The organism is Novosphingobium sp. FG137 (assembly GCF_057809735.1).
In genome coordinates this window covers 272,996-293,132 of record NZ_JBMDKN010000001.1, presented here as the reverse complement: position 1 = coordinate 293,132, position 20,137 = coordinate 272,996, and the positions used below count along the sequence as shown (strand labels likewise).

At 65.6% G+C, this 20,137-nt stretch carries 17 protein-coding genes; 12 read left to right on the top strand and 5 right to left on the bottom strand.

Features of this window, described 5'->3' with window-relative positions:
• Nucleotide 1: 1 nt before the first annotated feature.
• Nucleotides 2-1,708 (bottom strand): M28 family metallopeptidase, encoded by a 1,707-nt coding sequence (locus ACODS2_RS01210; protein ID WP_488997227.1) that lies wholly within the window; start codon nucleotides 1,706-1,708, stop codon nucleotides 2-4.
• Nucleotides 1,709-1,836: 128 nt separating this feature from the next.
• On the opposite strand from ACODS2_RS01210, the gene glnE reads away from it, so the two are divergent.
• The 6 genes from glnE to ACODS2_RS01180 all read left to right on the top strand — a co-directional run bounded on the left by glnE (nucleotide 1,837) and on the right by ACODS2_RS01180 (nucleotide 9,802).
• Nucleotides 1,837-4,566 (top strand): bifunctional [glutamate--ammonia ligase]-adenylyl-L-tyrosine phosphorylase/[glutamate--ammonia-ligase] adenylyltransferase, encoded by a 2,730-nt coding sequence (gene glnE / locus ACODS2_RS01205; RefSeq protein WP_488997226.1) that lies wholly within the window; start codon nucleotides 1,837-1,839, stop codon nucleotides 4,564-4,566.
• Nucleotides 4,563-5,036, top strand: a complete 474-nt coding sequence (locus ACODS2_RS01200; RefSeq protein ID WP_488997225.1) for a peroxiredoxin — start codon at nucleotides 4,563-4,565, stop codon at nucleotides 5,034-5,036. The genes glnE and ACODS2_RS01200 overlap by 4 nt, the downstream gene beginning before the upstream one ends.
• A gap of 7 nt (nucleotides 5,037-5,043) precedes the next feature.
• The gene (locus tag ACODS2_RS01195) at nucleotides 5,044-5,838 is read left to right on the top strand and encodes a ferritin-like domain-containing protein (RefSeq protein ID WP_488997224.1); all 795 of its coding nucleotides are present in this window, start codon (nucleotides 5,044-5,046) and stop codon (nucleotides 5,836-5,838) included.
• Nucleotides 5,839-6,103: 265 nt separating this feature from the next.
• A complete protein-coding gene (locus tag ACODS2_RS01190; protein ID WP_488997223.1) occupies nucleotides 6,104-6,748 on the top strand; it encodes a M23 family metallopeptidase in 645 nt (214 codons plus the stop codon).
• Nucleotides 6,749-6,938: 190 nt separating this feature from the next.
• Nucleotides 6,939-8,477, top strand: a complete 1,539-nt coding sequence (locus tag ACODS2_RS01185) for an acyl-CoA synthetase (protein ID WP_488997222.1) — start codon at nucleotides 6,939-6,941, stop codon at nucleotides 8,475-8,477.
• Nucleotides 8,478-8,500: 23 nt separating this feature from the next.
• The gene (locus ACODS2_RS01180; protein WP_488997221.1) at nucleotides 8,501-9,802 is read left to right on the top strand and encodes a cytochrome P450; all 1,302 of its coding nucleotides are present in this window, start codon (nucleotides 8,501-8,503) and stop codon (nucleotides 9,800-9,802) included.
• Nucleotides 9,803-9,811: 9 nt separating this feature from the next.
• On the opposite strand, the gene galU is transcribed toward ACODS2_RS01180, so the two are convergent.
• Nucleotides 9,812-10,711: a UTP--glucose-1-phosphate uridylyltransferase GalU gene (gene galU, locus ACODS2_RS01175; protein WP_421839779.1), complete on the bottom strand. Its 900-nt coding sequence runs from the start codon at nucleotides 10,709-10,711 to the stop codon at nucleotides 9,812-9,814.
• A 126-nt stretch (nucleotides 10,712-10,837) separates the two neighbouring features.
• On the opposite strand from galU, the gene murA reads away from it, so the two are divergent.
• Both murA and chrA read left to right on the top strand, forming a co-directional pair.
• Complete coding sequence (gene murA / locus ACODS2_RS01170; RefSeq protein WP_488997220.1) at nucleotides 10,838-12,121, top strand: UDP-N-acetylglucosamine 1-carboxyvinyltransferase; 1,284 nt, start codon at nucleotides 10,838-10,840, stop codon at nucleotides 12,119-12,121.
• The gene (gene chrA / locus ACODS2_RS01165) at nucleotides 12,121-13,407 is read left to right on the top strand and encodes a chromate efflux transporter (RefSeq protein ID WP_488997219.1); all 1,287 of its coding nucleotides are present in this window, start codon (nucleotides 12,121-12,123) and stop codon (nucleotides 13,405-13,407) included. The genes murA and chrA overlap by 1 nt, the downstream gene beginning before the upstream one ends.
• Here chrA and ACODS2_RS01160 read toward each other — a convergent pair.
• Nucleotides 13,396-13,632: a ribbon-helix-helix domain-containing protein gene (locus ACODS2_RS01160; protein WP_488997218.1), complete on the bottom strand. Its 237-nt coding sequence runs from the start codon at nucleotides 13,630-13,632 to the stop codon at nucleotides 13,396-13,398. The genes chrA and ACODS2_RS01160 overlap by 12 nt on opposite strands.
• Before the next feature lie 61 nt (nucleotides 13,633-13,693).
• Here ACODS2_RS01160 and ACODS2_RS01155 point away from each other — a divergent pair, with 61 nt between their 5' ends.
• Nucleotides 13,694-14,479 carry a helix-turn-helix domain-containing protein gene (locus tag ACODS2_RS01155; protein WP_488997217.1) on the top strand — a complete coding sequence of 262 codons (786 nt, stop codon included), beginning with the start codon at nucleotides 13,694-13,696 and terminating at the stop codon, nucleotides 14,477-14,479.
• A gap of 45 nt (nucleotides 14,480-14,524) precedes the next feature.
• Here ACODS2_RS01155 and phbB read toward each other — a convergent pair whose 3' ends face one another.
• Together phbB and ACODS2_RS01145 are read right to left on the bottom strand one after the other, a co-directional pair.
• Nucleotides 14,525-15,247, bottom strand: coding sequence for an acetoacetyl-CoA reductase (phbB, locus tag ACODS2_RS01150; RefSeq protein ID WP_298166123.1), 723 nt, complete (start codon nucleotides 15,245-15,247; stop codon nucleotides 14,525-14,527).
• A gap of 112 nt (nucleotides 15,248-15,359) precedes the next feature.
• The gene (locus tag ACODS2_RS01145) at nucleotides 15,360-16,175 is read right to left on the bottom strand and encodes a hypothetical protein (protein WP_488997216.1); all 816 of its coding nucleotides are present in this window, start codon (nucleotides 16,173-16,175) and stop codon (nucleotides 15,360-15,362) included.
• A gap of 414 nt (nucleotides 16,176-16,589) precedes the next feature.
• Here ACODS2_RS01145 and ACODS2_RS01140 point away from each other — a divergent pair, with 414 nt between their 5' ends.
• From ACODS2_RS01140 to lptE, 3 genes are all read left to right on the top strand, one after another.
• On the top strand, nucleotides 16,590-17,015 hold the full coding sequence (locus tag ACODS2_RS01140; protein WP_488997890.1) for a DUF3576 domain-containing protein: 426 nt from the start codon (nucleotides 16,590-16,592) through the stop codon (nucleotides 17,013-17,015).
• A gap of 66 nt (nucleotides 17,016-17,081) precedes the next feature.
• A complete protein-coding gene (leuS, locus tag ACODS2_RS01135) occupies nucleotides 17,082-19,643 on the top strand; it encodes a leucine--tRNA ligase (RefSeq protein ID WP_488997215.1) in 2,562 nt (853 codons plus the stop codon).
• A gap of 58 nt (nucleotides 19,644-19,701) precedes the next feature.
• The gene (lptE, locus tag ACODS2_RS01130; protein ID WP_488997889.1) at nucleotides 19,702-20,130 is read left to right on the top strand and encodes an LPS assembly lipoprotein LptE; all 429 of its coding nucleotides are present in this window, start codon (nucleotides 19,702-19,704) and stop codon (nucleotides 20,128-20,130) included.
• The last annotated feature ends 7 nt before the right edge of the window (nucleotides 20,131-20,137 follow it).

Sequence of the window (20,137 nt, the reverse complement as noted above, 5' to 3'; positions counted from 1 at the left end):
GTTACTTGCCCTTCGCTTCGGCGAGGCTCTTGTCGCGGATCGCCCGGAATTCGTCGTTCGGGTGCCAGTTCGGCCACACCGAGCTGTCGGCAAGCTCGCGGCCGAGCCGGTAGAACAGCTTCACATCCTGGACCATGCCCGAGATGTCCCAGCTTTCCTGATACTGGTCACTCGGCTGGTGATAGCGCACGTTGGTGTAGTCATCCGAAGCAGCCTGCCCGGCCGCTTTGCCGCCCACCACAAGATCGGTGCCGCGGGCGACATCGAACATCGGCACCCCGCGCTTGGCGAAGCTGAAGTGGTCGGAGCGGTAGTAATGGCCGCGCTCGGGATGCTCCTCCGGCGATTCGCTGAGGCCCATCTCGCCCTCGACCTTGCGCAGGATCGTCGTCAGTTCGGACTTGTCGCCCCCGGTAACGGTGATGTCCTTCGCTGGGCCACCCACCGCCAGCGCGTCCATGTTCACCCCGCCCACCGTCTTCGCGAGCGGGTAGACCGGGTTCTGCGCATAGTATTCGGAGCCCAGCAGGCCCGACTCCTCAAGCGTGACGGCAAGGAAAACCTGGCTGCGCGCCGTGCCGCCTGCGGCAGCGTTCATCTTGGCCAGCGCCGCCAGTGCGGCAACGCCGGTCGCGTTGTCGACCGCGCCGTTGCAGATGTCATCACCCGTCGCATCGGGCTTGCAGCGACCAAGGTGATCCCAATGCGCGCTGTAGAGCACGTATTCATCGGGACGCGTCTTGCCCGGCAGCAGACCTACGACGTTGTGCGAATTGGCTTTCTCGATCGTGTTGTCGAACGAGAGGCTGGCCTTGAGGCCGAGCGGCACCGGCTTGAAGCCCTTCGCCTGCGCCGCAGCCGTCAGCGCAGCAAGATCCTTGCCGGCCGCCTTGAGGATCGCCTCCGCCACCGGCTTCTGGATCCAGCCGTTCGCCACGGTCTGATCCGCGCCATCGTTGGCGGTCTGCACGAAATGCTGCGCGCCGGACCAGCTCGATTCGACCACCTGCCAGCCATAGGCTGCCGGGAAGGTATCGTGGATGATCAGCGCCCCCGTGGCTCCCTGCCGCGCAGCTTCCTCGAACTTGTAGGTCCACCGCCCATAGTAGGTCATGCGGCGACCGCGGAAGAGACCGTTCTCGCCTTCCATCGCATAGTCCGGATCGTTGACGAGGATGACGGCGGTCTTTCCGTGCATGTCGATGCCGGCATAGTCGTTCCAGCCCAGTTCGGGCGCGTTGATGCCATAGCCGACAAAGACCAGCTCGCTGTCCTTCACTTCGGTATGCGGCGTGATGCGATAGCTGCCTGCCACGAATTCGGTCGAAGGCTTGAAAGTCATCGAGGTGACGGTTGCCGATTGGGCACCGCCGGTGATGGTGAGCGGGCTGCGATTGGTTGCGGTGATCGTTGCCGTCGGCACATCCTGCAGCCACGTCGGCTTGCCATCTTGCCCCTTGTTGCCCGGCTGAAGCCCGGCCGCCTTGAACCGCGCGATGATCGCGTCGAGCGTCTTCGGCTCGGCAGCAGTGCCCGGCCCGCGACCTTCGTACTCGTCAGACGACAGCGTGCGGATCGTCTCCCGCATCAGTGCCTCATCGACCGGAGGCACTGCGGACGCAGCGTGGCTCGCTGCCATCGGCATTACCAGCGCAGCACCGCACATCAGGCCCAAGACCTTGCGACCAAACGACTTGCTGATCTTCATCCTCAATTCCCTCATGGCATTTAAAGCGCCGGTTCTGGCAGTGGCGGCACAGGTGGCAGAGCCCCCGCGTGCTGGCAAGCCGCACGCATGCGCTTGATCGCACTGCGCCGACCGGGCATCGCAGAACCATGACCGGCACCAGCCAGACAGCGGACTGGGCGCACGCCCTCCACCGCGCCCGCACCGAAGCGCCGTTCCTCGCCCGCGGCCTGGACCGGCTGCCCGATCTCGAGGCGCTGCTCAGGGCCGGCCGAATCGAGGATGCGCTCGCTGCCGCCCATCAGGCAGGGTCCGGGGAGCCTGACACCGGCATCGCCCTGCGCCGGCAGCGACTGGCGCTTGCTGTCGCGCTTGCCATCGGGGATCTCGCCGGCGCGCTTCCGCTCGACCGGGTGATGACCGAACTGTCTGCATTTGCCGATTGTGCACTTGATGCCGCGATCATCGCCGCCATGCGCCGCCGCGTACCCGATGCCGAACCGCGGGGTTTTTCAGCCATCGCGCTCGGCAAGCACGGCGCGGGCGAGCTCAACTACTCGTCGGATATCGACCCGATCCTGCTCTACGATCCCGACCTCCTGCCGCGCCGCGAACGCGACGATCCAGCCGAAGCGGCCCAGCGCATCGCGCGCACTGTGGTCGAGCTGCTGAGCACGATCACGAGCGAGGGATACGTTTTTCGCGTCGATCTGCGCCTGCGCCCTGCGGCCGAGGTCACACCGCTGGCGCTGCCCTTTGTCGCCGCCATCACACATTACGAATCGAGCGCGCTGGCATGGGAGCGAGCTGCCTATATCCGTGCGCGTCCGGCAGCAGGGGACGTCGTCGCAGGGCAGGTCTTTCTCGATGCGATCCGCCCGTTCGTCTGGCGCCGCAGCCTTGATTTCGGCGCGATTGCCGAAATCGGACGCCTGACCACGCGCATTCGCGACCACTATGCCGGAGGGCAGGCCGTCGGCCCCGGATATGACCTCAAACGCGGGCGCGGCGGCATCCGCGAGGTCGAATTCTTCGCCCAGACGCATCAGCTGATCCACGGTGGCCGCAACCCGGCGCTGCGCCTGCGCGGCACCCGCGCGGCGCTCGACGCTCTTGCGGAGGCCGGAATCGTCACCACCGATGACGCCGTGCTGCTTGGCGACAGCTACGACCGGCTGCGCACACTCGAACACCGACTGCAGATGATCGCGGACCAGCAGACGCACAGCCTGCCAACCGATCCCGCTCAACTCGATGCCGTGGCGCGGTTGGAGGGCCTCAGATCCGGCGCGGCGCTGGTGGAAGAACTTGCCCGAATCTCGGAGGCCGTCGGCAGCCGGTTCGACAACCTGATCGCCACTTATGCGCCAAGCGGGGCGGTCCCCGTCACCGCCCGCCCACTCGAACAGGAACTGCAGGCGCTTGGCTTTGCCGATCCAGGCCCGCTCGCCACACGAATCGAAAGCTGGGAAAACGGCCAGTACCGCGCCCTGCGCAGCGCCGAAGCCCGCGCCGCCTTTGCGCGTCTACGCGGCACGCTGCTCGGCGCTCTGGCCGCAGCGCCCGATCCCGAACGCGCGCTACTGCGCTGGGAAGGTCTGCTTGCCGGGCTGCCGAGCGCGATCAATATCTTCCAGCTGCTGGAGGCGCGGCCCGCGCTGCTCGGCGTCGTCATGCGCGTCCTCGCCCACGCGCCCACGCTGGCCGACGAGCTCGCCCGCCGTTCGGACCTGCTCGACACGCTGATCGATCGCAGCGCTTTCGATCTGCCCGGCAGTGTCGAAAGCCTCGCCACCGAGTTTCGGCGCTGCGAGGCGGGCGATGATTACCAATGCCTGCTCGATGCCGTGCGCCGCAAGGTCGGTGAGTGGCGCTTTGCACTCGGCGTGCAACTGATCGAAAGCCAGGCAAGCGAAACCTGGCGCGATCCGCTCGACGTTGCCGCCGCCCTTTCGCGCATCGCCGAAGCCGCGATTCTCGTACTCACTGAAGCGGCGCGGGGCGAATTCGTCCGCGCACACGGCCAGATCGCCGGCAGCGAACTCGTTATCCTCGGGCTCGGCAGACTGGGCGGTGCGGCTCTCACCCATGCCTCGGACCTCGACATCGTGTTCCTGTTCAGCGGCGATCACACCGGCGAATCGGACGGAGCCAGACCGCTTGGCAGCACGCTTTACTACAACCGGCTCGCCCAGCGGGTGATCGCAGCGCTGTCCGCCCCGACTGCGGCGGGCGCGCTCTATGAAGTGGACGTCCGTCTGCGGCCCAGCGGTGCGCAAGGGCCGCTCGCGGTGAGTCTTGAGAGCTTTGCGCGCTATCAGCGCGAGGATGCGTGGACCTGGGAGCACATGGCGCTGTGCCGGGCGCGGCCCCTGTTCGGACGGGCAGAAGACTGCGCCGCGCTTTCGACGATCATCGATGACGTGCTGCACCGCCCCCGTGACGGCCAGAAGCTGCGCGCCGACGTCCATGCGATGCGCGTCGAAATGGCGCAGCACAAACCGCCAGCGGGCCCGCTCGACGTGAAGCTGGCGCGCGGCGGGCTCGTCGATCTGGAGTTCCTCGTCCACTATCTGCAGCTGCGCGAGCGTACCGCGCTCGATCCCGATCTCGGGTGTGCAGTCGATGCCCTGATCTCGGCAGGTCTGCTGCCGGCCCCCTTGCGCGCCGCGCACGATCTGCTGGCGCGGCTGCTCATCGTCGTGCGCCTCGTTGCCCCTGACGGACGCTATCCGCCCGAAGCCAGCCGCGCTATCGTTGCCAAAGCGTGCGGTCTCGCTGATTGGCCGGGCCTGCTGACTGCCGTGCTGGCGGCCCGCCGCGATATCGCGGCCTGCTGGCACACCATTTTTGACGAAAAACTGGAGATCCACGAATGAGCGAGACCATCGGCGCGGGCAGCAAACTGCCTGATGTTGCCATGACAACTCCCGAAGGCGGCACTGTGAAGCCGTCCGATTTTCTCGGCCGCAAGCTGGTACTGTTCTTCTATCCCAAGGACGACACCCCCGGCTGCACCACGGAGAACAAGGACTTTTCCGCGCTCGCGGCCGAGTTCGATGCGGCCGGCGCCGCGCTGCTCGGCGTGAGCAAGGATCCGCCGAAGAAGCACCTCAAGTTCATCGAGAAGCATGGCCTTGCCGCACCGCTCGCCAGCGATGCGGAAGAAGGTGGCCTTTCGGATGCTCTGGGTATCTGGACCGAGAAGTCCATGTATGGCCGCACCTATATGGGCATGGAGCGCACGACCTATCTCGTCGCGGCGGATGGGACGATCGCGCAGGTCTGGCCCAAGGTAAAGGTCAAGGGTCACGCCGAAGAGGTGCTCGCCGCCGCCAAGGCGCTTTGACCGGGCAATGACGAGGACCAGCATTGCTGCGGCGATCCGTGGTGCCATGCTCACCGCCGATCCCTCGGCCAAGGCCATGGCAACGCGCGCGGTACGGCGCGAATGGGCGGCCGGACGGCTGGCATTCGCGTTCGACGCGGCAATGCCTGACGAGCCAGCCCGCCCGGCACGGCCCGAGTTGCTGCCGCCGAACGCCATGCCCAAGCGCGGGCGTGGCGGTTCGGAGCGCGGTCGGCTCGCGCTGCTCCATGCCCTCGCGCATATCGAATTCGTCGCGATCGACCTGGCGCTGGATGCGGCAGGCCGATTCGGCGCCGAGCGCGGGCCGGACTTCGTGAGCGATTGGCTCGATGTTGCGGCCGACGAGGCGATGCACTTCTCCTTGCTCGCGCGTCGTTTGCGCACCCTCGGCTCGGACTATGGCGCACTGCCCGCGCATGACGGGCTGTGGGACGCGGCACGCGAGACCGCGCATGATCTTGCGGCCCGCCTGGCCGTGGTCCCCATGGTGCTCGAAGCGCGCGGTCTCGACGTAACTCCAGTCACCATCGCCCGCTTTACCGCTGCCGGCGATCAGCGCTCGGCACGGATTCTCGAGCGTATCCTGAACGACGAGATTCGGCATGTGCGCTACGGCACAACGCACTTCCTGAGACTGTGCGATGAGCGCCATGAATCACCGCCAGCCTTGTGGAAAGCGCTTGTTGCGCGGCATTTTCGAGGGGCTGTTAAGCCACCGTTCAACGACTCGGCGCGTCGTGCAGCCGGTTTATCGTACGAATTGATGTCAGGGGTTGTCTGATTAAGACACTTCCCCCTAACCCGATGTCGTCGAGGCAGCGGGAGGGGTTTCCGCTTAGTCCTCAGGGAGCTTGCCAGGCAGGCCGGGATGATCCGGCAGGCCGTTGGCAAGATCCAGGTGGGTCGGCTCTGATAATATGCAGCGCATTTGATGCTGCACGGTCGGGGCGATTAAGGGTTAGCGGGTCGTAATGGTTAACAACAAGATTACGAAGCTGGTACTTGGCTCGATTGGTGCCCTTGCCTGTTTCTTCTCGGTTCCCGCCATGGCGAACAGCGCTGCGTCGGCCGACATTGCCGCCCCGCTCCGCGCTGCCGAAGCTGCCCGCAACGGCACCACCGCTGCTCCCGCCGATGATGAATTTCACAAGCTCTTCGCAAGCTGGAAGGCGCTTGAAACGGGTGGACCGCTTGGTGCTGCTGCCCCCGCCCAGCGTAATGGCGGTGTCTCGATCCCCTCGCTCGTCCCTGTTTCGTCGAACCGCGCCATGAGCAGCGGCTTCGGCATGCGCGTTCACCCCGTCCTCGGCGGTCTGCGCGCGCACAAGGGCATTGATCTTCCCGCCACCACCGGCACCCCGATCCACGCTTCGGCTGATGGCGTCGTCGGCAAGGCCGACTGGTTCGGCGGCTACGGCCTCTTCGTCGAACTGGAGCATGGCGGCGGCATGGAAACGCGCTACGGCCACATGTCGCGTATCGCGGTTGCCGAAGGCCAGCGCGTCCGCAAGGGCGACGTGATCGGCTACGTGGGCTCGACCGGCCGCTCGACTGGTTCGCACCTGCACTACGAAGTGCGCATCGGTGGCGAGGCGGTGAACCCCATTCCTTATATGCAGACCGTCGCACCGGGTGTCTCGACCGACACCGTTCTGGCGCAGAGCGACGTTCCTGCCCCGCTGGCGCGCTGAACGCCGCGACAAAAAGTCATCTTGGAGAGGATGGGATGAAGGCGGCGGAAACGCCGCCTTCTTCTTTTCTGGCGTGCGCGCGTGGTGCGGAAATGCAAGCCGCTGACGAATCCCGTTGCACGCATTAATCGAACGGTTAAACTCTCGGAAACAACGGCCTGATCGAGCCGCCGATCCTGAGAGGATGCGCATGCACTACCACCCGAGCGTCCACGCGAAAACCAATCCCGAAAAGCCTGCCGTGATCATGTCCGGTAGCGGCGAGGTCGTGACCTACGGAGAACTCGAAGCGCAAAGCAACCGCTTCGCCCAACTGCTGCGTTCGCGCGGGATCGGCATCGGCGATACCATCGCGCTCTGCTTCGAGAACCACCCGGCTTTCTACTCGCTGTGCTGGGGCGCGCAGCGCGCGGGGATTGTCTACGTCGCGATATCCTCGCGCCTCACCGCGCCCGAAGTCGCCTATATCGCGCAGGACAGCGGCGCAAAGCTGCTGGTCGGCTCGGGCGCGCTCACGCCGCTGCTCGATGCCGTCGCCGCGCTGGCGCCCGAAGTCGCCCAGCTGCGCCTCGGCGGGAGCGGCGAACACGATCTTGCCGCAGCTCTCAACGCCATGCCCGCCGAACCCATCGCCGATGAACGCGCGGGCTGCGATATGCTCTATTCGTCCGGCACCACTGGCAAGCCAAAGGGCGTGCGGGTGCCGCTGCCCGAGGATCCCGCGATCGGCGGCGCCAATTCGCTCATCATGCTCGCAGGTGGCCCCTTCGGCATTCGCCCGGACGCGGTCTATCTCTCGCCCGCGCCGCTCTACCATGCTGCGCCGCTGCGCTGGTCAATGACCATTCACCGCTTCGGCGGCACCGTGGTCTGCATGGAAAAGTTCGATGCCGAGAAGGCGCTCGAAGCGATCGAGCGCTACAAGGTGACCGACAGCCAATGGGTGCCCACACATTTCGTGCGCATGCTCAAGCTGCCGGAGGAGGTGCGCACGCGCTACGATCTCTCGTCGCTGCGCGGCGCGATTCACGCGGCTGCGCCCTGCCCCGTCCCGGTCAAGCGCGCGATGATCGAATGGTGGGGCCCGGTGCTCAATGAGTACTATGCCGGCACCGAAGGCAACGGCTTCACCTTTATCTCGAGCCCAGAATGGCTGGAGCGCCCCGGTTCGGTCGGCCGTGCGCTGCTCGGCACGATCCGCATCTGCGGCGAAAACGGCGATGAACTGCCGCGCGGCACCGAAGGTCAGGTCTTCTTCGAGGGCGGCAATCCCTTCGCCTACCACAACGATCCCGACAAGACGCGCGATGCCACCAACAAGCATGGCTGGACCAGCCTTGGCGACGTGGGCTGGGAGGACGAGGACGGCTACCTCTTCCTCACCGATCGCAAGAGCTTCATGATCATCTCGGGCGGGGTGAACATCTACCCGCAGGAGATCGAGAACCTCCTGATCACGCATCCCAAGGTGGCCGACGTCGCCGTGATCGGCGCCCCGGATCCCGACATGGGCGAGCGTGTCGTCGCCGTCGTCCAGCCGCATGACATTGCCGACGCAGGCGACGCGCTGGCCGAGGAGCTGACCGCATGGCTCGCTCCGCAGCTCAGCCGCGTAAAGCTCCCCCGCCAGATCGATTTCCGCGCGGACCTGCCGCGCGAGCCCACCGGCAAGCTGTTCAAGCGGCTGCTGCGCGACGAATACAAGGCGGCCGCCGCAGCAGCCGCCTGACCCCTCATTCAAGGACGCATTCCATGGCCACAACCGCCGACCGCATCGTTCCCGAGGAAATCGGCCGCGCCGTGATCGATCCTGCCGCCTATTCGGCATGGGATCCGCTGCTCGACCAGTTCGATGTGCTGCGCAGCGAAGGCTTGCAGGTGGCGAAGGTGATCTCGTCGGCCGATCTGCACGAGCCGTTCTGGCTGGTCAGCGGGTTCGACGAAGTGATGGCCGCGAGCAAGGACAACGCGACCTTCCTCAACCATCCCAAGCCCACCGTGTTCACGCTGCGCAGCACCGATGCGCTCGCCCGCGCGATCACCGGTGGAAGCCCGCATCTGGTGCAATCCCTGGTGCAGCTCGATGCGCCGCTGCACCCCAAGCTGCGCCGGCTGACGCAGGACTGGTTCATGCCCAAGAACCTGCGCACGATCGAAGAGCGCACCCGCAAGATCGCGGAGGCCACCGTAGACCGCCTTCTGGCCGCAGGTGGTGAGGGCGATTTCACCAAGCTCGTTTCCTCGCCCTATCCGCTCCACGTGGTCATGCAGATCCTCGGCGTGCCGGAGGAGGACGAGCAACGCATGCTCGTGCTCACGCAGCAGATGTTCGGAGGGCAGGACGAGGAGCTCAACCAGTCCGGCATCAAGGACCTGCCGCCCGAAATGATCACTCAGATCGTCGCGGGCGCGGTGAAGGACTTCGAGGCCTATTTCGCCGCGCTCGCCGCCGAGCGGCGCAAGAACCCCACGGATGACGTCGCCACGGTCATCGCCAATGGCACGATTGACGGCGCACCGCTCGATGATGTGGTCACCGCCGGTTACTACATCATCACCGCCAGCGCGGGGCACGATACGACCAGTGCCTCCACCGCCGGCGCGATGTTGGCATTGGCCCGCGATCCGCAGCAGTTTGCCCGGGTCAAGGCAGACCGCAGCCTGCTCGCAGGCATTGTCGAGGAAGCCATTCGCTGGACGACGCCGGTGCAGCACTTCATGCGCACCGCCTCGGTCGATACCGAGCTCGGCGGGCAGAAGATCGCCAAGGACGACTGGCTGATGCTCAACTACGTTGCGGCGAACCACGATCCCTCGCAGTTCCCCGATCCGCGCCGCTTCGACGCGGCACGCGAGGGCAACCGCCACCTCGCCTTCGGAGCAGGGGCGCACCAGTGCCTCGGGCTCCATCTCGCGCGGCTCGAGATGCGCATCCTGTTCGAAGTGCTGCTCGACCGGCTGGATAGCGTGGAACTGGCGGGCGAACCTGCACGCGCCAAGTCCACATTTGTCGGCGGGCTCAAGCGCCTTCCCCTGCGGTGGAAGGCGGCTTGAACCGCCGGATTACTGCGCGAGCAGACGCTGCATGATCGCGCGGACGTCGTCCGCCATGTCGGGCCGTTCGAGTGCCAGCGAAAGCGTTGCCTCGACGAAACCGGCCTTGCTGCCGCAGTCAAACCGCCGCCCGGTGAAGGTCACGGCGTGGAACGGCTGCTCGCCGATCATGCGCGCCATCGCATCGGTCAGCTGGATTTCGCCGCCCGCACCCTTTTCCTGGCCTTCCAGCGTGCGCATGACTTCCGGCTGCAGGATATAGCGGCCGGAGATGATGAGATTCGAAGGCGCTTCCTCGCGCTTCGGCTTTTCGACCAGCCCGGTCACTTCGGTAAGCTTGTCTGAAATGCGCGCGCCGGGGGCGATCACGCCGTAGCTGGACACCTCCTCCTCCGGCACTTCAAGCACGCTGATGAGGTTGCCGCCGACTTCGTTGTAGGCCTCCACCATCTCCTTCATGCAACCGGGCGAGCCGATCATCAGCTCGTCGGGCAGGAAAATCGCGAATGGCTCGTCGCCGACGATGGCACGCGCGCACCAGATCGCATGACCAAGGCCCATGGGCACCTGCTGGCGGACGGTCACGAGATTGCCGGGAAGGATGCGGGTCGCATCAAGAATCGAGAGGTCCTTACCGCGATCGGCCATCGTCCGTTCAAGCTCGAAAGCCGTATCGAAGTGCTCGACGATGGCCGTCTTGCCGCGACCGGTCACGAAAATCAGCTGCTCGATACCCGCCTCGCGCGCCTCGTCCACCGCATACTGGATCAGCGGCCGGTCGATGATCGGCAGCATTTCCTTGGGGATCGCCTTGGTTGCCGGAAGAAACCGCGTACCCATGCCTGCCACGGGGAACACCGCCTTGCGGACAGGCTTGCGGACGGGCTGCGATGCATTGCTACCGGACATGTCGTGTCTGATCCCCCTTGCTGAACGGCCGGTAACGGCCTCAGCCGCACTGTGGCATAACGTGGTGCTAGTGCGCCATCATTTCGATCCTGTTGCGCAAGGCCTCAAAAGAGGTAAACGACCGCGATGGACAAGATCATCATTCGTGGCGGTAACCGCCTTTCCGGCACGGTTCCAGTCTCGGGCGCGAAGAATGCTGCGCTGACCCTGCTACCCTGCGCGCTCCTGACCGAAGAGCCGGTAACGCTGCGCAATTTGCCGCGCCTTGCCGATATCGATGGCTTCCAGCACCTGCTCAACCAGTTCGGCGTTTCGACCTCGATCGCAGGCGCAAGGCCTGAAGATTTCGGCCGGGTGATGACCTTGCAGGCGACACGGCTGACTTCGACAGTCGCGCCCTACGATCTCGTCCGCAAGATGCGCGCCTCGATCCTGGTTCTCGGCCCCCTGCTGGCCCGCGCGGGCGAGGCGACTGTCTCGCTCCCCGGCGGCTGTGCCATCGGCAACCGCCCGATCGACCTGCACCTCAAGGCGCTCGAAGCCTTCGGTGCGCAGATCGAACTTGCGGCAGGCTATGTCCGCGCGATTGCGCCGGACGGGGGGCTGCCGGGCGGTGACTACAGCTTCCCGATCGTCTCGGTCGGCGCGACCGAGAATGCGCTGATGGCGGCCGTCCTCGCGCGGGGAACCAGCACGCTGCACAACGCCGCGCGCGAGCCGGAGATCGTCGACCTTTGCAACCTGCTCGTCGCAATGGGCGCGCAGATGGAAGGGATCGGCACGTCCGACATCACCATCCACGGCGTGAACCGGCTCCACGGCGCGACCTACATGGTCATGCCTGACCGCATCGAGGCAGGGAGCTATGCCTGCGCTGCCGCGATCACTGGCGGCGATATCACGCTCGCCGGCGCGCGCGCCGAAGACATGGCCTCCACCATTCAGGCGCTGCGCGATGCGGGCGTTCTGGTCGAGCAGGTTCGCGGCGGCTTGCGCGTCGCCAGCGACGGCCAGTTGCGTCCGGTCACGCTTTCCACCGCGCCCTATCCCGGCCTTGCGACTGACATGCAGGCGCAGCTCATGGCGATGCTTTGCCTCGCCAATGGTTCGAGCGTGCTGACCGAGACGATCTTCGAGAACCGCTACATGCACGTGCCGGAACTCAACCGGATGGGCGCGCATATCGAGACCAAGGGCCGCACGGCCATCGTCCACGGCGTGAGCAAGCTGCACGGCGCCGAAGTGATGGCGACCGACCTGCGCGCTTCGATGAGCCTCGTGATCGCAGGCCTTGCTGCCGAGGGCGAATCGCAGGTCCACCGGCTCTATCACCTCGATCGCGGCTATGAGCGGCTAGAGGAGAAGTTCGCGCTGATCGGCGCGGACGTGGAGCGCGTCGGCGGCGACTGATGCGGGCGCCCACGCTGGCAGAACTGGCCCGCGTTTTCGCGCGGATCGGTTGTCTCAGCTTTGGTGGACCCGCCGGGCAGATCGCGTTGATGCAACGCGAACTCGTCGATGAGCGCGGTTGGGTAGAACAGGGCGCGTTCCTGCACGCTCTCAATCTCTGCCATCTTCTGCCCGGTCCCGAAGCCCAGCAACTCGCCACGTGGATCGGCTGGCGGCTGCATGGGGTGCGCGGCGGGCTGATCGCAGGGCTGCTGTTCGTCCTCCCTGGCGCGGCGGTGATGCTGGGGCTTTCGCTGCTCTATGTCGTGGCGGCCGGGCTCCCTTGGTTTGCAGCCCTGTTCCTTGGCATCAAGGCAGCGGTGCTGGCCGTCGTCCTGCAGGCGCTGATCCGTGTCGCGAGGCGGGCGCTGGGCACGCGCTTCAAGCTGGCGTTGGCGGTGCTGGCCGCACTGGCGCTGACGCTCCTGCACGCGCCCTTCCCGCTGGTGATCCTGACGGCCGGTCTTCTCGGCGCGGCAACGGCGAAGTGGGCGCCGCAGTGGCTGGGCACACACCATGCCGCAACTGGCGACGGCCTGCTGCAGGCCCCGCGTCGGCTCGTGGTCCTGACCGTCCGGACCGTCGCGGTATGGCTCGCCATCTGGGGTCTGCCCCTGGCGCTGGAATTCGTCACGCTCGGTCCCGATCATGTGCTGTGGCAGGTCGGTTTGTTCTTCTCCCGCCTCGCCGTCGTCACCTTCGGCGGAGCCTATGCGGTGCTCGCCTATATGGCGCAGGCGGCGGTGAGCGGGTTCGGCTGGCTATCACCCGGCGAGATGGCGGACGGCCTCGGCCTTGCCGAAACAACGCCGGGTCCGCTGATCATGGTCACGCAGTTTGTCGGCTTCATCGCTGCGTGGCGCCATCCGGGCGGCTTGTCGCCGCTCGTTGCCGGCTTGCTCGGCGCAGGCCTCACCACATGGGTCACCTTCGCCCCCTGCTTCCTGTGGATCTTCGCCTGCGCGCCGTGGATGGAACGACTGGAGCGCGCCGAACGGCTGCAAGGCGCGCTGGCGGCGATCACGGCTGCGGTTGTCGGCGTGATCGCCAATCTGGCGTTGTGGTTCGCTATGCATGTGCTCTTCGGCCGCGTGTCGGCAGCGGGAATGCCCGATCTCGCCAGCCTCGACTGGCGCGCCGCCGTGATCGCCGCAGGCGCCGCCGCGATGCTCTTCCTCCTGAAACGTGGGATAATGCCAACGCTCGCCATCGCCGCGGCAGCGGGCTTCGCGCTCTCAGCCCTCTAGCGCCCGCGAAGCGAGCCACAGGCGGATCGCACCGGCGAGCCCTGGAGGCGTTTCTGCGCCAATCCGTTCGGCATCGATCCGCGCGACAAGGGCGTTGATCGGCACGCCTTCCGCTTCGGCAGCCGCGCGCAGCGAATCCCAGAACAGCGGCTCAAGGCTGATCGAAGTCTTGTGCCCGGCGATCTCGACAGAGCGCTTGATGGGTGGGTGGTATGGGACGGCCATGGACGGGAGATACGAATTATTGGGGGTGGCCCGCAACAGGCGGCGTCTCTAGATCGGCGGAATGTCGAGCGGATATCAGGCACTCACCGAAAAGGAAAAGGAAACGCTGCGCCTTCTGCTTGGCGGTCATGATGCCAAGTCCATCGCGCGCCACCTCGATCTTTCTGTCCACACCATTCATGAACGGCTGCGGGATGCCCGGCGCAAGCTGGCGGTATCAAGCAGCCGCGAGGCAGCGCGATTGCTGCACCAGATCGAAGCTCAGCACCCCGAATTGCTGGGGGACAAGCCAATCGGGGATGCGGCACTGCCCGCTGCGGCGCATCCAGACCGGCAGACAGCCCTAGGTGATGGCGATTGGCGCCGTGCCGGGTGGATTGTCGGAGGACTCGCCATGACGTTCAGCCTTGCCTTGCTTGCCTTGCTTGCCCAGTCCGGCACCCACGCTCCTTCAGGAGCCATGGAGCTTGCCAGTGCGCCCGCCAGTCCCGCTGCCGCAGTTACGCCCACATCGGCGAGCGAAGCGGCTGCGACAGATGCGGCGCGGCGTTTCCTTGCCATGCTCGACCATGACGATTGGACCGCGAGCTGGCGGGCCGCCCACAAGTCGTTTCAGCTGCTCAATACCGTCGAATGGTGGGCGCAGGCCTCGCAGTCGGTGCGCGCCCGGGTCGGCAAGCCGATATCCCGCGAGTTGGCGACAGTCGATTTCACCGCCGCGCCGCCCAACGGCTACTGGGTGATCACGTTCACGGCCCGCTACAGCCAGCAAACCCGCGTGACGGAAACGCTTCAGATGGCCTCTGAAGGCGACGGCTGGAAGGTTGCGGGAATCACCGTCGAGTGAACCCGAGGTGCTGCCCCGCCCAAGAAGAGGCGGGGCATTCACCGATCAATACATGTGCTGGCCGCCGTTGATGCTCATCGTCGAGCCGGTGACGAACGCGCCGTCCTCCGAGGTCAGGAAAGCAACGCCGCGCGCGATCTCGTCAGCCTGTCCAAGGCGGCCGACCGGGATCTTGGCGACGATCTTCTCCAGCACCGGCGCGGGCACTGCCGCGACCATATCGGTATCGATATAGCCCGGCGCAATGGCGTTCACGGTCACGCCGTACTTGGCGCCTTCTTGCGCCAGAGCCTTGGTGAAACCGTGGATGCCGGACTTGGCTGCAGCGTAGTTCACCTGGCCGTACTGGCCCGCCTGCCCGTTGATCGAACCGATGTTGACGATGCGGCCCCAGCCGCGCTCGCGCATGCCGGGGAACGTGGCCTTGGCCATGTTGAAGCATCCGCCGAGGTTGATGCGCATCACCTCGTTCCAGTCGTCGAAAGTCATCCTGTGGAGCACGCCGTCGCGCGTGATGCCGGCATTGTTGACCACGATGTCGATCGGGCCAACCTCAGCAGCGATCTGCGCGCACATTTCGAGCGTCGCTTCATGATCGCCCACGTCAAAGCGATAGGCCTTGATCCCGGTCCGCTCCGTGAACGCGCGCGCCTTTTCCTCATTGCCTGCATAGTTGGCAACAACCGTGCGGCCCTGCGCCTGCAGCGCGAGGGAAATGGCTTCACCGATACCCCGAGTACCCCCGGTAACCACAGCAACGCGCGTCATTGTACACTCCCTCTCCGGTCAATGGCAGGGAGGGTAAACGCAAGGCCGCTAGCCGACAAGCACTTAGGCTGCGGGCATACGACTGCACCGCATCGGTTCACAACGGCAAGGGTTAGAACCGGAACTGGGTTCCGACGTAGACCGCCTGGCTATCCTTCTTGCCATCGGTCAGCGGACGAAGCCGATCACGCTCGGGCGAGTAACGCACGCCGGCGGTAACATCGAGGTTGCGCGTCAGGCGATAGCTTCCGCCCAGATCGACCTGATAATCGTTCTGGCTCTCGAACGTCCGCGGGGTGTGGCCGACATGGTCACGCGTATCGAGTTCGATCCGCGGGGCAAGCCGCGACGAAACGCCGGACGAAGGCGTGATGAAATTGTCCTTGCGGCCGATGGCGCGCAGGTCAGGCATGTCCAGACGCTGGATATCGAGCCGCGCGCTCTCACGCGAGACACCCGGTGCAGCCGCGAAGCTCTGATAGCCGCGGGCAAGACCGAGATTGTAGACCATCGGCGCGATCCGAATCGGCGCAGCGCCGGGTGCGCTCGCCCCAGCAGGCAGCGAAGTGCGAACGACGAGGTTCTGCGAGCCGATTTCATTGACGCGCACCGCCACCGTCACCGCGCGATCAGGACGATTTTCCATCCCAGCGGGAGTGAAGCGGAACAGCCGGCCATGACCGGGAGTACGTCCCTGGATCTGCGCAGTGATTTCCGAAACGAGCTTGGGATCAACCGACGCTGGCGTGAAAGAGCCGATTCCGCCGCGCGCCGATAGGCTCACCGGTGAGGAGACGAAGCCGCCAGTCAAGGCGCTGCCAAGCGCGGGCGCCGCGACCATGCCAAGCAGCGCGCAACCGATCAACGGCAGCACGCGCGCACGGAAAACTCCGTGCGATTTGGCTCCCTTGATCGTCTTGCCACCCATGGCCTGCCTGGACTTTCCCGTTACCGAGGCACGCAAATCGCCACATCAGCGAATCTGAACGCGCGCTCTGTAAGTTGGACATACGGTGCCCTGAGGATAATTTCCAGTAGGACAACGATTTTCTGGTGCGCCCGGCAGCGTGTCTTGGCAAACCTGTTGCACCTGGCCCACAGGTCATCGCTTTGCCGATAACCGTGGCCTGCTCGTTCATACTAGCATAAGCCGCAATTCACCATTCATTGCATTGCCCTTGCGGCGCGCAGCGCGGGGGTGATAGAGCGCCAGCCGCAAGGCGTCGCAAAGGCGCGGATTTCACAAGGCAGGACGCACGGCGAGGCCGCGCAGGCGCCCGCCAGCAAGGACAGTATGCACGTGACGACACGCCCCCGCATTTCTTCTTCGCTCGTCCGGGGTATCGCAACCGGCCTGCTCGTCATCGCCGCAACCGGCCTCGTGGCGGGATGTGGCGGAAAGCCGCGCCCCAAGCTGGACCTCGCGGCCAGCAAGGTGACGACGATCGGCGTCAACGCCTACCTGTGGCGCGCCACGCTCGAGACGCTGTCGTTTATGCCGCTCGTGCAGACCGACAGCAACGGCGGCGTGGTGGTGACGGACTGGTACGCCAATCCGCGCAACCCGAACGAGCGGATGAAGCTCACCGTCTCGATCCTCGACCAGGATCTGCGCGCGGACGCACTGCGGATCGCCGCCAGCCGCCAGGTGAGCCAGGCCGGAAACTGGGTCGATGCCCCGGTCCAGGCCGCCACTGTCCAGAAGCTGGAAGACATCATCCTCACCAAAGCGCGCGATCTGCGGCGGCAGACGCTGGTCCAGGGCTGAATTCCGGGCGGGTTTACCCTCGCCTGACGGTTGCACGGCTTCGCGCCGCTCCCTAGAGGGGGCGGCATGACTGTCGACCGCCCAGAACCCGTTCGCCCAGAATCCACGCGCTTCGATCCTGCCACCGCCGATCTGCGTTGGCAGCGTACGTGGGACGAACGCCAGACCTTCCGGGCGGACGACGCCTCGCCCAAGCCGCGAAGCTATGTGCTCGAGATGTTCCCCTATCCTTCGGGGCGCATCCATATCGGCCACGTGCGCAACTACACGATGGGCGACGTGCTCGCCCGCTACAAGCGCATGCGCGGGTTCGAGGTGCTGCACCCGATGGGGTGGGACGCCTTCGGCATGCCGGCCGAGAATGCCGCGATGGAAAAGGGAGTCCATCCCGGCGGATGGACCCGCGCCAACATCGCCAACATGAAGGCGCAGCTGAAGCGCCTCGGCTTCGCGCTCGATTGGAGCCGCGAGCTGGCGACGTGCGAGCCGGACTATTACGGCCACGAACAGGCGCTGTTCCTCGATCTCTATGCGGCGGGCCTCGTCACCCGCAAGGAATCGACCGTGAACTGGGATCCGGTCGACATGACCGTGCTTGCCAACGAACAGGTAATCGACGGACGCGGCTGGCGCTCCGGCGCGCTGGTCGAGAAGCGCAAGCTGAGCCAGTGGTTCCTCAAGATCACCGAGTTCGCCGACGAACTGCTGGAGGGGCTCTCCGGCCTCGACAAGTGGCCTGAAAAGGTCCGCACGATGCAGGAGAACTGGATCGGCAAGTCGCAAGGCCTGCAGTTCCGCTTCAAGCCGGTAGCCCCGCTGGCCGAGGACATCGAGGTCTATTCGACCCGGCCGGACACGCTGTTTGGCGCAAGCTTCGTTGCCATCGCTGCAGATCACCCCATCGCGCAGGCGATTGCCAAGGATTCGCCCGAGGCAGCGGCCTTCATCGCGAAGTGCAAGCAGGGCGGCACCACCGCCGCCGAGCTGGAAACGGCAGAGAAGCTGGGCTTCGACACCGGCTTCGAGGTACTGCACCCGCTGGACAGTGGCTGGACGCTGCCGGTCTATATCGCGAACTTCGTGCTGATGGACTATGGCACGGGCGCGGTATTCGGCTGCCCCGCGCACGATCAGCGCGATATCGACTTCGCCCGCAAGTACGGCCTCGAAGTCGTCCGGGTCGTCGCCGATGGCGACAAGACCGATCCCGTGTTCGAGGGCAACGAGGCCTACACCGGCCCCGGCAAGCTGGTGAACTCGCGCTTCCTCGACGGCATGGACGTGACCGCAGCAAAAGCCGCCGTGATCGCCCGCGCCGAGGCTGAAGGTTGGGGCGAAGGCAAGACCGTGTGGCGCCTGCGCGACTGGGGTGTCTCGCGCCAGCGCTACTGGGGCACGCCGATCCCGTTCATTCACTGCGAGATCTGCGGCGTGGTGCCCGTGCCCAAGAAGCATCTGCCGGTCGTGCTTCCCGAGGACGTCACGTTCGACGTGCCCGGCAACCCGCTCGACCGCCACCCGACCTGGAAGCATGTCGATTGCCCGAAATGCGGCCACCCGGCGCGGCGCGAGACCGATACGCTCGATACCTTCGTCGATTCGTCGTGGTACTTCCTGCGCTTTGCCAGCCAGCCGGGTGATGCGCCGTTCGATGCGGAGGCGATCAGGAAGTGGCTGCCGGTGGAGCAGTACATCGGCGGGATCGAGCACGCGATCCTGCACCTGCTCTACGCCCGCTTCTGGACCAGGGCGCTGGCGCGGATCGGCAAACTTGAGGTAAAGGAGCCCTTTGCCAGCCTGTTCACGCAGGGCATGGTGACGCACGAAACCTACGAACGGCGCAACCCCGAGAACGGCCAGCCCGTGTTCTTCTCGCCAGGTGAAGTCGAGCGCACGGCGGAAAGCGCGACACTCAAGGCGGATGGCGCGCCTGTCGAAATCGGCCGCGTCATCAAGATGTCGAAGTCCAAGAAGAACGTGGTCGATCCCGACGAGATCGTCGCGAAGTATGGCGCCGACGCGATTCGCTGGTTCATGCTGTCGGACAGTCCGCCCGAGCGTGACCTGCCGTGGTCGGAAGCGGGCATCGAAGGCTGCTGGCGCTTTGTGCAGCGACTGTGGCGCCTGTTCGGTGCAGCGGATGCGGCAGCGGCAGGTGAGGACCTCGCACTGCGGCGCAAGACGCACCAGACCGTCCACGCCGTAGCGCAGGACATCGAGGCACTTGGTTTCAACAAGGCCGTGGCGCGCATCTATGAACTGACCGGCGCGACCGAAAAGGCCGCGCCCTCCGCCGACCGCACCGCAGCGATCCACACGCTGCTGCTGTTGGTTGCGCCAATGATGCCGCACCTTGCCGAGGAAGCTCATGCCGCGCTGGGCGAGGGGTTGGTTTCCGATGCGGCCTGGCCCGCAGTCGATCCGGCGCTGCTGGTCGATGATGAAGTGACGGTCGCCGTGCAGGTCAAGGGCAAGCTGCGCGACACGTTGACTGTTGCCAAGGGAACCCCGCGGGAAGAACTCGAACGGCTTGCTCTCGCGTCGGACAAAGTGCAGCGTGCGCTGGACGGGGCGGAAGTGAAGAAGGTGATCGTGGTGCCTGATCGGCTGGTGAACCTTGTCGCGTAAAGTCCTCCTCGCCGCCCTTGCGCCTTTGGCGCTGCTGGCCGGTTGCGGTCTTCAGCCGATGTACGCAGGCGGCGGCAGCGGCAAAGTTGCGCAGGCGCTGGCCGGCGTCGACGTGACATCCATCGAGGGCAAGACGGGATGGCTCGTGCGAGCCGCTCTGGTCGACCGGCTCGGTGCCGGTGCGCAGGGCGCACCGCGCTACCGGCTTGATGTTCGCCTTGACGAACAACTGCAGGGCCTCGGCCTGCTCTCGAACGATGCAGTGACCCGCGAGCGGCGGACCTTGCGTGCAAGGTATCAGCTCGTTGATCTGGCAAGCGGTGAGATCGTGCTGGACGCAACTGCAGGTGCCGACGCGGGCATCGACATCGTCTCGAGCGAATATGCGGTGATCGCTGCCGAGCAGACCGCGCTCGAGAACCTGAGCCACGAGGTGGCCGACCAGATCGTGACCCGCGTCGCCACGAAACTGCGCAAGGCAGGCTGAGCGCGCC

What these genes read in the sequence shown, in the direction of transcription:
- ACODS2_RS01210 (WP_488997227.1), bottom strand. Translation starts at nt 1,708, where the DNA reads ATGAAGATCAGCAAGTCGTTTGGTCGCAAGGTCTTGGGCCTGATGTGC.
- glnE (WP_488997226.1), top strand. Translation starts at nt 1,837, where the DNA reads ATGACCGGCACCAGCCAGACAGCGGACTGGGCGCACGCCCTCCACCGC.
- ACODS2_RS01200 (WP_488997225.1), top strand. Translation starts at nt 4,563, where the DNA reads ATGAGCGAGACCATCGGCGCGGGCAGCAAACTGCCTGATGTTGCCATG.
- ACODS2_RS01195 (WP_488997224.1), top strand. Translation starts at nt 5,044, where the DNA reads ATGACGAGGACCAGCATTGCTGCGGCGATCCGTGGTGCCATGCTCACC.
- ACODS2_RS01190 (WP_488997223.1), top strand. Translation starts at nt 6,104, where the DNA reads ATGGCGAACAGCGCTGCGTCGGCCGACATTGCCGCCCCGCTCCGCGCT.
- ACODS2_RS01185 (WP_488997222.1), top strand. Translation starts at nt 6,939, where the DNA reads ATGCACTACCACCCGAGCGTCCACGCGAAAACCAATCCCGAAAAGCCT.
- ACODS2_RS01180 (WP_488997221.1), top strand. Translation starts at nt 8,501, where the DNA reads ATGGCCACAACCGCCGACCGCATCGTTCCCGAGGAAATCGGCCGCGCC.
- galU (WP_421839779.1), bottom strand. Translation starts at nt 10,711, where the DNA reads ATGTCCGGTAGCAATGCATCGCAGCCCGTCCGCAAGCCTGTCCGCAAG.
- murA (WP_488997220.1), top strand. Translation starts at nt 10,838, where the DNA reads ATGGACAAGATCATCATTCGTGGCGGTAACCGCCTTTCCGGCACGGTT.
- chrA (WP_488997219.1), top strand. Translation starts at nt 12,121, where the DNA reads ATGCGGGCGCCCACGCTGGCAGAACTGGCCCGCGTTTTCGCGCGGATC.
- ACODS2_RS01160 (WP_488997218.1), bottom strand. Translation starts at nt 13,632, where the DNA reads ATGGCCGTCCCATACCACCCACCCATCAAGCGCTCTGTCGAGATCGCC.
- ACODS2_RS01155 (WP_488997217.1), top strand. Translation starts at nt 13,694, where the DNA reads ATGTCGAGCGGATATCAGGCACTCACCGAAAAGGAAAAGGAAACGCTG.
- phbB (WP_298166123.1), bottom strand. Translation starts at nt 15,247, where the DNA reads ATGACGCGCGTTGCTGTGGTTACCGGGGGTACTCGGGGTATCGGTGAA.
- ACODS2_RS01145 (WP_488997216.1), bottom strand. Translation starts at nt 16,175, where the DNA reads ATGGGTGGCAAGACGATCAAGGGAGCCAAATCGCACGGAGTTTTCCGT.
- leuS (WP_488997215.1), top strand. Translation starts at nt 17,082, where the DNA reads ATGACTGTCGACCGCCCAGAACCCGTTCGCCCAGAATCCACGCGCTTC.
- lptE (WP_488997889.1), top strand. Translation starts at nt 19,702, where the DNA reads ATGTACGCAGGCGGCGGCAGCGGCAAAGTTGCGCAGGCGCTGGCCGGC.